The sequence below is a fragment of the Pectinatus frisingensis genome, from assembly GCF_015732285.1.
GTDB classification, from domain to species: domain Bacteria; phylum Bacillota; class Negativicutes; order Selenomonadales; family Selenomonadaceae; genus Pectinatus; species Pectinatus frisingensis.
Map to the genome: position 1 here is coordinate 150583 of NZ_WIQU01000042.1, position 11729 is coordinate 162311.

General features: G+C 44.1%; 4 protein-coding genes and 1 riboswitch. All 4 genes read left to right on the forward strand.

Going from position 1 to position 11729, the window contains the following annotated elements; translation table 11 throughout:
- The first annotated feature begins 102 nt into the window (after window positions 1–102).
- Window positions 103–1791, forward strand: a complete 1689-nt coding sequence (locus I6751_RS07950; protein WP_196591169.1) for a tetratricopeptide repeat protein — start codon at window positions 103–105, stop codon at window positions 1789–1791.
- A gap of 36 nt (window positions 1792–1827) precedes the next feature.
- A complete protein-coding gene (locus I6751_RS07955) occupies window positions 1828–3528 on the forward strand; it encodes a diguanylate cyclase (RefSeq protein ID WP_196599066.1) in 1701 nt (566 codons plus the stop codon).
- Between the two features lie 399 nt (window positions 3529–3927).
- Window positions 3928–4110: riboswitch (cobalamin riboswitch) on the forward strand.
- A gap of 258 nt (window positions 4111–4368) precedes the next feature.
- The gene (locus I6751_RS07960; RefSeq protein WP_196599067.1) at window positions 4369–6069 is read left to right on the forward strand and encodes a ShlB/FhaC/HecB family hemolysin secretion/activation protein; all 1701 of its coding nucleotides are present in this window, start codon (window positions 4369–4371) and stop codon (window positions 6067–6069) included.
- A gap of 11 nt (window positions 6070–6080) precedes the next feature.
- The coding region (locus I6751_RS07965) for a two-partner secretion domain-containing protein (RefSeq protein ID WP_196599068.1) at window positions 6081–11729 on the forward strand (5649 nt) is incomplete at its 3' end.

The window sequence follows — 11729 nt, forward strand, 5'->3', positions numbered from 1 at the left end:
TTGATTATTATTTTAGTATAAAAAGCAAATAATGTAGTCAGATTGCTGTATATACAACTGATTTTAGGAAACAACATGTGATAAACTTACTATGAGAACAGTATGAATTTGAAAGGATGGTCATTGGCGGATATGCATAATGAACAGGATACTACAAAAATACATCAGATGGAAACTATGTTTTTACACTGCGAATATGAGAAAGCTTTTGCTTTGGCAGACGGACTGAAAGAAGCAGGTTGTTCCAAGGCATTTTATATATTGGGGAAAATTTACAACGGTCATTTTGATAAAAAATATAATGATAAAATAAAGCAGAAAAAATACTATCGTCGTGGACATGAATTAGGTGACAAGCTATGCTCTCTTTGGTATTGCATATTAGAAAATCCCGGTTATGGACAGCCGCGTTTGATCAAAGAAGTAAAACAGTTGGCAGATAATAATGATGTTTTTGCCCAGTATGAGTTAAGCTTTCTATATTACTCTGGAATGATGGTGGTAGTAGATGCGAAAGAAGCTGTTCATTGGTGTGAAATGGCAGCACGGCAGGGCTATGCACTGGCTCAGCATGACATGGCCGGTTTCTACACGAATGGCTGGGGAGTGCCTAAAAATGCCGGACTATCGGTTGAATGGGATAAAAAAGCTGCTCAAAATGGTCACGTAGAAGCACAATGCCGTATTGGTGATTTGTATTTTGAAGGCAGCAGTGACAATAATATTCCACAAGATTACGCTGAAGCAGTTAAATGGTATGAACGGGCAGCTGCAAAAAATAACGCACTGTCACAATGCAACTTGGGATTTATGTATGATAATGGTTATGGTGTACCGGAAGATAAAGGTAAGGCATTTTTTTATTATGAACAGTCAGCACTGCAGGGACATGCCCCTGCACAATGCAATCTGGGAATAATGTATGATACGGGCTGCTCTGTTGCAGAAGATACACAGGAAGCTGTTAAATGGTATGCATTGTCAGCTAAACAGAATTTTGCCCCGGCTGAGTTTTATTTAGGCAAAATGTATGATACCGGCCGGGGCATCAAGCAGGATTATAAACTGGCTGCCAAATGGTATGAACGCGCTGCCAAACAAAATTATACCGTTGCCCAGTGTATGCTGGCATCTTTATATGATGAAGGACTAGGTGTAGAAAAAAATTTTACTGAAGCTGCAACGTGGTATACGGCCGCAGCAAAACAAGGCTATGCTCCGGCACAATTCGAGCTTGCCGCCATGTATAAAAGTGGTGACGGTGTGGAAAAAAATCTGGAAAAAGCCTATGAATGGTTTGTGCAGGCTGCTGAACGAAATGATCCTTATTCAGCATATCAACTGGGAATTATGCAGCAAAATGGGGAAGGCGTTCCGCAAAGTTACACTGAAGCCGTTAAATGGTATAAAAAAGCTTCGGAAAAGGGATTAGGCGTTGCCGATTACCAGATAGCGTGCATGTATCTTTATGGTGAAGGAATAAAAAAGGACTATAAGCAAGCTTTGCAGTATTTTGTAGCAGCTGCGAAAAAAGGTGATCCTAAAGGGCAGTGCAGCCTCGGAGTGATGTATGAAAACGGTTACGGCGTGCCAAAAGCAGACTATGCTACTGCCCAAAAATGGTACCAAAAAGCTGCTGAAGCTGGTGAGATAACCGCTCAATACAATCTTGGTGCATTATATGCATCGGGTAAAATCGGTGAAGACAAGAAAATGGCAGAAAAATGGATGAAAGAAGCTGCTGGCAACGGGGATACGGCAGCACAAAAATGGCTTAAAGATAATATTTGACAGGTAATGACAATAGATGCGGATGGGGTGGAGCCAATGCGGGTATTGCATATTGAAACTGATAAAGTCCTTTCTCCGGTAATAAGAAAGATAGTTGAAAAAAATGGATTTTCCTATATAAAAGTCCATCTTGAAAACATAACGGATAAAGCAATAGACTATATTCTGCAGCGTGATGAATACAGTGCTGTCATCTTAGACCAATGTGTTTTAGGATTGGTAGAAAAACTGATAAATATAATGAATACAAGAGGCATGATTCATCCATCAATCATCACTATTTCTTCACAGCAGGATTTCAATTTGAAAAAACGTTATTTTGAACTTGGCGTCATGGCACATTTCGATAGAGAAAATTTTGCCGAACATCGTCTGGAACAATATTTGCAGACAATAAAAAATGAATTAGAAACAGTTGAATTCTTCAAGGAATTCCATGTGGCAGTCATTGATGACAGTGAACTTTCACTTGATACCATCAGAAAATTTTTTGTAAATGCAGGTACCCATAACGTTGATTATTATCAAGAATCGGCTGAATTTTTAAACAGCAAGAGAAGATATGACCTGTTTTTGATCGATTTAGTAATGCCAGTGTATGATGGCGAGGCATTAACCAGTTATATCCGCAAAACAGATAGCGAAGCCATTATAATATTGATGACGGCTTATAATAATGGTCAGATAATACCACATTGCCTGAGCCTCGGAGCCAATGATTTTATGACTAAACCATTGGAGTATAATTCCTTTATGCTTAGAATACAGTCATGTATCAGCCGTTATAAGATGCAAAAAGAAATTATTTACAAAAACAATGAATTATTTGAGATGGCAATAAGAGACAACCTGACGGGAATTTATAACAGAACATATTTCAGTCAGATTTATGAAGGAAAATTAGCGGCAGCAAAAACCGGTAATAAGGAATTTTGGCTGATCATGGTTGATATTGATGATTTTAAGAATATTAATGATGAATATGGACACATGGAAGGAGATAAAGTATTAAGAAATTTTGTCGCAGCATTATCAAGCAGTCTGCCCAGGAAAGATATGCTTTATCGTTGGGGCGGTGAGGAATTCATTGCTCTGTTGCAGCCGTCTGATAATGAAGAAACAGCACGGAAAATCGCTGAAAAAATGCGCTTGGCAGTGAAGAAAAATAATTTTCACCACAAATGGAATATAACCGGCAGTTTTGGAATGGCCAAATGGCATCCCGCGGATACGGGTGAAAAATTGTTCCGCCGTTTGGATAATTCCCTCTATTTGGCAAAATTGACAGGCAAGGATAAAATTGTCTGTGAAGAACATTTAAATATTATAGAAAATGGACGGTTTATCAGGATAACATGGGGTTCATTTTTCATCAGTGGCAATGCTGTTATTGATAAAGACCATCAAGCTATGATAAATGCTGCCAACAATATAATAGACAGTTATGAACACTCTGATGTCCAATCGATTATCAATGAAGAAGTAAATAATGCTTATAAACATATAACGCTGCATTTCAACAGAGAAAAGGATATAATTAAACGTCTAAATTATGAACATTATAAGGAACACACGGAAGAGCATCGTAAACTTATGGCTGAACTGTTGCAATTATACGATTCATATCTGAAGGGAAGAAGCAATGCCATCGATGTGGTAAAATTCTTGGTCCAGGATGTTATTGTTGGACATATTGTGCAAAAGGACTTTGATTTTTATCCGTTATTTGGCTCATAAAGCTCTAAAGCAATAAAATATATCATTTTTTTTAAAAAACCAATCATTGACAAAATTATAATATAGTATTACTGTAAATAAGAGGTTTATTTATTGATATTCGTGGTTTAATAAAGATAACCCCTCAGTCGGCTGTGCCGACAGCTCCCATGGCAGCGAGCCTTTGATTAGTGATTTTTATAATATATTAGGAAAACACTTATCACATGCCGATACCTTAAAGGGAGTCATTTAGTCAGTGACTCCTTATAACAGATTAGAAAAATACTTACCATATTCCGATGCTTTTAAGAAAACTTCTGGCAGGTATCCCTATTTTGAAATATATCTTACCCTTTGTCCGCACTTAGAAGGGCGGGGAAGCGCGCGCAGCGTGGTGGTGGGTTGCATAATTAAAAATTTAATAAAATCGGAACAGGTGCCCCTCGGGGCTTAATAGGGAAGTTTGGTGTAAGACCAACACGGTCCCGCCACTGTAACGGCGAGCAAACCCGCAAACAACGTCACTGGAGCAATGCTTTGGGAAGGCGCGGATGAGCAATGACCCGGAGTCAGGAGAACTGCCTGTTGTACAATCACCACTTGACCTGCGAGGCATGGGAAGGGGATTACATAATTGGCCTATTTGTGCAATATACTCCCGTGAGGGAGTTTTTTTATTGCCTTTTAGGTTTTTTCATTGAATACATACTTTTTGTTTTATGTTTTATCAGCAGTCATTATAATGAACCAGCCAACCCTCTGTCCGTCCTTAAAAAAGCGGGCAGTCAAGTATAAAATAGCGGCAGACTGCATAATAAAATCCTAATGGAATAATAAAATACCATGGAAGGAATCAATATGAAAAAATATCATATAGTAAGTATGATTTGCATATTTGTCATACTTATTTTCAGCATCGGCACAGCAGCTGCCGACAGCAACATCAATTCGCAGGAAACCATTTTACAGCACCAGCAGCAAAGGCTCGCCGAGCAAAATGCCCAAGAGCAAAATCAGCGCAGAACTCAGGAAAAATTTATCTCGAACGGTAAAAGTGCACAACACTTGGAAAAGATAAAACTGCCTAAAGAAAACGTTAGCTTTCTGATAAAAACTTTTACAGTAAATGGTCCATATGCACAAACCAAATTCAAATGGATTAAAAAATACCTCGAACAATATGCAAACGAAAAAATAGGGGCAGCTGGAATAGATCTGCTCCTCAATAGCATAAATGAAGAAATAATTGCCCGCGGTTATGTCACGACAAAAGCATATGTCACGGCACAAGACCTCACATCGGGTGTGCTGACGATAAATATTCAAGCTGGAACCATTGATAATATCTATTTTACCGACAAAACATGGGGAACATGGAAAAATGCTTTTCCGATGCGTCATGGAGATCTTCTCAATGTTCACGATCTTGACCAGGGATTGGAACAAATGCAGCGCGTTTCCTCGCAAAACGTAGCCGTTAACATTCTGCCGGCCCAAAAACCTGGACAAAGTGATATTGAGATTACCGTAAAGAGAACCAAACCGTGGAAAGCAGTGTTTTCTGCTGATGACTCAGGCCTCAGCAGTACCGGAAAACTGCAGCTGTCCACAGGATTGGAAATGGATAATTTGTTTTCTGTCAATGATATACTCAACATTTCCTTTAATGAAGATGGTGAGAAAAATGGTCAAAATAAGGGGACGAGAGCAAACAGCATCTATTATGCTGTACCACTGGGCAGGCAGACATTGTCCTTCAGTGCTTATACCTATGATTATCATCAAAAAGTGAGAACTGCCATCAATCCTTTTATGTCTTCAGGTGCAATTACCGCCTATGATCTGGGCATCACCCGTCTCTTGGACAGGGACCAGAGGCAAAAAACAAATCTGGAGCTGCATCTTTTGCGCAATAGACGACACAGCTATATAAACAATACGGAAATCGGTGTCCAGCGGCAAAACACCACAGCAGTACAAATCGGTGTAACCCATAAAAAATATATAGGTAAGAGTGTCCTGGATGCAGCATTGTTTTATCAAAGAGGTGTCGGCTGGCTGGGAGCGCAGCGGGGAGCCAGTGATAATATTTCCGGTGGACCGACTACAAAATACAATATGTATCTGTTCAACCTGAACTGGAATGCACCGCTGAAAATTGGCCGCACGATGTGGCAGTACAATCTTGAAGCCAAGGCGCAATATACAAAGAATCTGCTTTACGGATCAGACTTTTTCGGCATCGGCGGAAGATATAGTGTGCGTGGTTTCGATGGAGAACAGACGTTATCAGCAGAAAACGGGCTGGTGCTCAGGAATGAATTGCGGCTGCCGATATATAAAGATCAACAGCTATATGCGGCACTCGATTACGGCAAAGTTTCAGGACCATCGGCGATTTATCTGCTGGGCAGGGAACTAGTGGGAACGGCACTGGGGATAAGAGGCACAGTAAAAAACGTTCAATATGACGTATTTATCGGCTGGCCGCTTAGTAAACCAAAAGGATTTGACACACCGGCCAGGACAGGTGGCTTTTCAGTTTCAGTACATTTTTAAAGGAGTAAAAAATGAAAAAAACAAGGATGAAAATAAGAAAAAGCATAGCTGCCCTGCTTCTGGTGGCAATGACACTGCAAAGTCCCCTGGCCGCGGCAGCTGCTATAACCGATGCTTCGGCGGATACTGCACATCAACCGATGGTAAATCCCGGTACGGTCCCGGTCATCGACATTGCTACGGCAAATGACAAAGGAATATCACATAATCTGTACAGTGATTTCAGTGTGGATAAAAATGGCATTATTTTGAACAATTCCCTGCAGTCGGTCAATACGGTACTTGCCGGACAGATAGCAGGCAACGCCAGGCTTAAAGCTCCGGCGACTATAATTATCAACGAAGTGACTGGAACAAACCGCACCAACCTGAACGGACTCATTGAAGTGGCAGGGACGCGGGCCGATGTCATTATCGCCAATCCCAACGGCATCAGCGGCAGCGGCTTTGGTTTTATCAATACCGGCAGGGCAGTGCTTACGACGGGACGCCCACAGCTGGATAAGGATGGCAGTCTGTCGGGCATTCAGGTCACAGGCGGTGACATTGCTGTCGACGGTGACGGACTAAAAAGTGAAAATGCACCGGACAAACTTGATATCCTGACCGGTGCGGCCAAAATAAATGCGCAGCTGTGGGCAAAAAACGATCTGAACGTCGTTACCGGCAGCAATCTTATAGACTATAACACATTGCAGACAAGAACACTGCCTGGTGCAGCGGCTTCCGGTGTATCGCTGGATATCAGTGCCGTCGGCGGAATGTATGCCGGACGTATAATGCTGCAGGGGACAAGTAAAGGTCTTGGCGTCAATGTAGACGGCCAGCTGTACTCAAAAGGTGACTTGTCCATATCAAGCAGCGGCATGCTGTCTGTGCAGGGCGATGTGGCAGCTGTCGGCAAAGTAAGTGCCACTGCCGCGGATGATGTGACCAACGCCGGACAGATAAGCGCCGGAGGCGATGTCACTGTCACATCCGGCGGCATGACAAAAAACACCGGCTATATTGCTGCCGGACAGGCACAAGACGATGATGACGGACAGACCGACAACCCGGCGGCACTTCCGGCCGACATATCAGTAAAGGCCGGGACCAATATCAACTCGGACGGTATCCTTAAAGCATCCCGGAATATAACCCTGGCGGGAAAAAAGATAAAATATAACAGACAAAACACTGATGCGGCACAAATAACAGCAAATGAAACTGATCCGGATCCCGTGCAGCCACCGGAAAAACCGGTACCGCAAGCTCCGGTGCAGACCGAAGCACCAGAAAAGAAGATTGTCAACGACATCACCCCTGGAGCACCGGGAACAGCAGATATTCCTGATTATGCCAATGCCCCCACGACAAAAAAACAAGATAAGCAGGATGGTTTACCGCTGACGGCTGACCAGGACGCTCCGGAACAGTATAAACCTATAACAGACAAGGCTGCTGATGGAATAGACCTTATACAGATAGCGACAGCCGACGGCAGTGGAGTATCAAGAAACCTTTATACCGATTTCAATGTCGGATCGCGCGGCTTGATTTTCAATAACGCGACTGGCTATACTAGTACCCGGCTGGGTGGATATATCGACCGCAACTTTCGACTCGGAACTGTCGCGGCCCGGACAATACTAAATGAAGTGACCGGTACTCGGCCGACCCGGTTAAACGGTTATATGGAAATAGCCGGACAAAAAGCCGATCTGGTTATTGCCAATCCTAACGGTATTGCCATAAATGGCGGCGGTTACATCAACACAGCCAGCGCTGTACTGGCGGCAGCACCTGCGCAAAACCGTGCCGGACACGTAGACTTCGCAGCGCCTTCGGCCGATATTCTTATTCAAGGTGAAGGCCTTGATGCCGATACTACGAATAAACTTATCATACAGACAAAAGACTTTACCAATGATGCCTCAGAACTATGGTCAAACAGTCTGGAACTGACTGCCGGTGGAGTTTTATACAATAGCGGCAAACTGGCCGCCGATAAAGACATGCAGCTGCATGCCGACAACCTGGCCAACGAAAAATCAGCCGTCATAACCGGTGGTGGCACCTTGTCAATAACTGCTGCCGGAAGTATAAAAAACAACTCGGCTGTCATTCATGGCGGTGTCGACAGCACAATGACCGCACAAACTATTGACAATACCGATAAAGCGGCTATATACAGCGATGGAAATCTCCTTTTGACTGCCGGAAAAAGTCTGGTAAATGATGATTCGGTAGTAAAGGTCGGTAAAGATGCAGACCTTCAGGCCGCCTCACTGACCGGCACCGGTACCGAGATAACAGCTGGCGGCAGGTTGACAGCATCAGCCGGAGTCATCAACAACACCAATACCAATCTGGCAGCAAAAGAATCCGTGTCCCTCAAGGCTCTTGGCAGTATCAAAAATCAAAATACAGCCATATACGCTGATAAGGACCTGACAATAAAAGCTGCGGCACTGCTGAATAAAACATCGTTGCTGGCCGCCGGCGGACAGACAGGACTTAGTACCGGCATACTGGAAAATACCGATAGCTCGGTGATCTACGGCAGCAGCGACATGAACATAGCTGCATCCGATCATCTTTTAAACAGTTCGTCAGATATCGAAAGCGGACAAAACCTGTATATAACAGCCGGCAGACTTACCAATGAAAAAACAGCATTCGATACTGACTGGACGATCACCCATCAGGATATCTCTTACGGCATTGCCCATTGGAATGGCAACTATTACAGCGCCTCACGCCGCTTTGACCGGGAAATAAAAACCGGCACAATAGAAAAAGAAACACCGACTGCCCATATAACGGCGGATAAAAATATGGCTGTCACAGTAAATAAACTTGTCAACCATTACAGCGAAATAACGGCAGGCACCGATCTTGCCATCAATGCTGCTGATTCTCTGGAAAACCTGGGTTATCAGGGCACCATTATCGCAACTGACACGGGAAATGACTACCAGAACTGGAAATACAAAAAGAAAGGCCGCTGGTGGAAGCACAGCCACTGGGTTTATGGAACTACTGTCGTTCCTTACTATGACCAGAATATAACCGATGAAACCACCCAGCGTGCCGGAATACTAAGTGGCGGTGCCAAGGTAAATATAACTGCGCCGCAAATAAAAAATATAACCTATGACGCCGGTAAAAATGAGATAACGCAAAGACCGGCCGCTGCCACTGCCAGTGCTGACCGTACCCTTATTGATGCACGCCTGATCCAGTATGCCGGAACCGACAGTCACAGATTCAGTATCAATAAAGATCCCTCAGCCAAATACCTCATTGAAACCAATTCCCGGTTTGCCGACTATCACAGCTTTTTATCGAGCGACTACCTATTGCAAAGAATCAAAAACGACCCCGAAAAGGTAATGAAAAGACTCGGCGATGGCTACTATGAACAAAAACTTGTTACAGATCAGATAACCGGACTTACCGGACGCAGATATCTGGACAACTACAGCTCGGCTCTCGACCAATATAAGGCTCTCATGGATAACGGTGCCGCCTTCGCCCAAAAATATGACCTTACCACCGGGGTAGCTCTCAGCAAGGAACAAATGGCAGAACTGACCTGTGACATCGTCTGGCTGGTAAAAGAAAACATCAACGGACAAGATGTGCTGGTGCCGAAGGTATATCTTTCCTCACTGAAAAATGGTGACCTCAGACAAAGTGGTGCCCTCATAACCGGGACAGATGTGACACTGATAAGTCCCAAAGACCTTCAAAATATCGGCACGATCAAAGCTGATAAAGATCTCACCATAAAAAGCGGCAGCCTTGAAAACAAAAATGCCGCGGTCGTCGGTGGCGATATAGCTATCAAAGCCGATGGTGATGTCGAAAACAGCGGTGCCGTAATAAATGGACAGAACGTGTCCATAGCAGCACAAAACATAATAAATAACACCCGTACAGTAACTACCCAGTACAGACAGCTCAACCAGACTGTGCTCGGCAGTACTGCCTCGATAAACGCTGCCAAAGACCTGAACCTTTCCGCTGCGGCATCCATAGAGGATAAAGGCGGCACGCTTGCAGCCGGACAAGGGCTGGTACTCACTGCCCAAAAGGATATCAACATAGAAAATATATCCCAAAAGCAGCATGTAGCAGTGGCTTACGGCTCATCAAGTGCCGAACTCAGCAGCGTCGAAAACTTTGGCAGCAGTATAACTGCCGGCGGAGATATCAGCATAACAGGCACCAAAGTGACACTAAAAGCATCCTCGCTCGATGCCGGCGGCAAAGCTGCTGTGACTGCCAAAAAGGATATTGATATAACCGATGCCAAAGATGACAATGAATCCGACATAGCCGTAGGCAGCAGGGGGGGAAGCTACTTTGCCCGCCAAAAGCATGACGATGAAACCGTTGTCGGTGCAGCTGTCAGTGCGGCAGGTGACATTGCAATAAAGTCGGGCGGCAGTGTGGATATCAAAGGCTCGGCTATTACCAGCGATAAAGGTGCTGTGAGCCTTGCCGCACAGGGAAATATCAATCTGGTAAATGATACCGGGCACCATGAAAGCATTTATGAACTGCACAAAAAAGATAAAGGCTTTCTAGCATCGAAAACGACAGATATATATGATTACAAATCATCGGATGATGTAGTAAAAAGCAGTATTGAAGGTAAGGATATAGCCGGTCTGGCCGACAAAGACATCAATATAACAGGTTCCAATGCTGTTGCCGATAATGATGTCAGCTTAAAGGCAGGCGGAGATATCAATATTATCTCTGCTGAAGAACAAAGCGGCAGTACCTACTACCGATCCGTAAAAAAATCCGGTCTGCTCTCAGGCGGCGGGCTGGGCTTTACCATCGGTAAAGAAAGTGCCAAGGACAAACTGCAAAACACTGACACCGAGCAGATAGCAGCCACTGTGGGCAGCATCGGCGGCAGTGTTGATATAGCGGCTGGCAGTAAGGCAGCCGTAAAAGGCAGTGACATCATGGCCGGTAAAGACATCAATATAACAGCCGGACAGGTGGATATACAAAACACCGATAACGTATATAAAAGTAAAGAAGACCACGAATACAAAAAAAGCGGACTGACCGTATCTATTGGCGGACAGGCAGTAAAAACTGCAGACGATATCACCGCACCGGTGCAGCGCATCGGACAGGTAGAAGATGACCGCCTAAAAGCCCTGTATGCTAAAAAGGCCTATGACCAGATCAAAGATGCCAAAGATACAATAAAGGACATAAACAAAAAAGGCATAAAGTCAGCCATCAGCATTGACGTAAGCCTTGGTACAGCCAAGAGCGAAAGCCACAGCACCAGTACGGACATAGAAGCCAAGGGCAGTAGTATCAGCGCGGCCAAAGACGTCAGCATAACGGCCAATAAGACTGATATCAATATAAAAGGCAGCACCGTAGCAGGAAACAACATTACCTTGGATGCGAAACAGGATATCAATCTGACAGCAGCCCAAAACAGCAATAAGACAGACAGCACAGCAAGCTCTGCTTCGGGCAGTATAGGAGCCTCTATCGGACTTGACGGTGGCGTCAGCTACAATGCCCAGCTGGAAAAAAACAGCTCGGCAACACGGGAAAATACCACTGCCTACACCAATACCGAAGTGACGGCAGGAGATACCCTGAAAACGAACTCGGGTGAGGATACCACCATC

Coding starts and splice junctions, on each gene's coding strand:
- I6751_RS07950 (WP_196591169.1), top strand. CDS start 103: ATGAATTTGAAAGGATGGTCATTGGCGGATATGCATAATGAACAGGAT.
- I6751_RS07955 (WP_196599066.1), top strand. CDS start 1,828: ATGCGGGTATTGCATATTGAAACTGATAAAGTCCTTTCTCCGGTAATA.
- I6751_RS07960 (WP_196599067.1), top strand. CDS start 4,369: ATGAAAAAATATCATATAGTAAGTATGATTTGCATATTTGTCATACTT.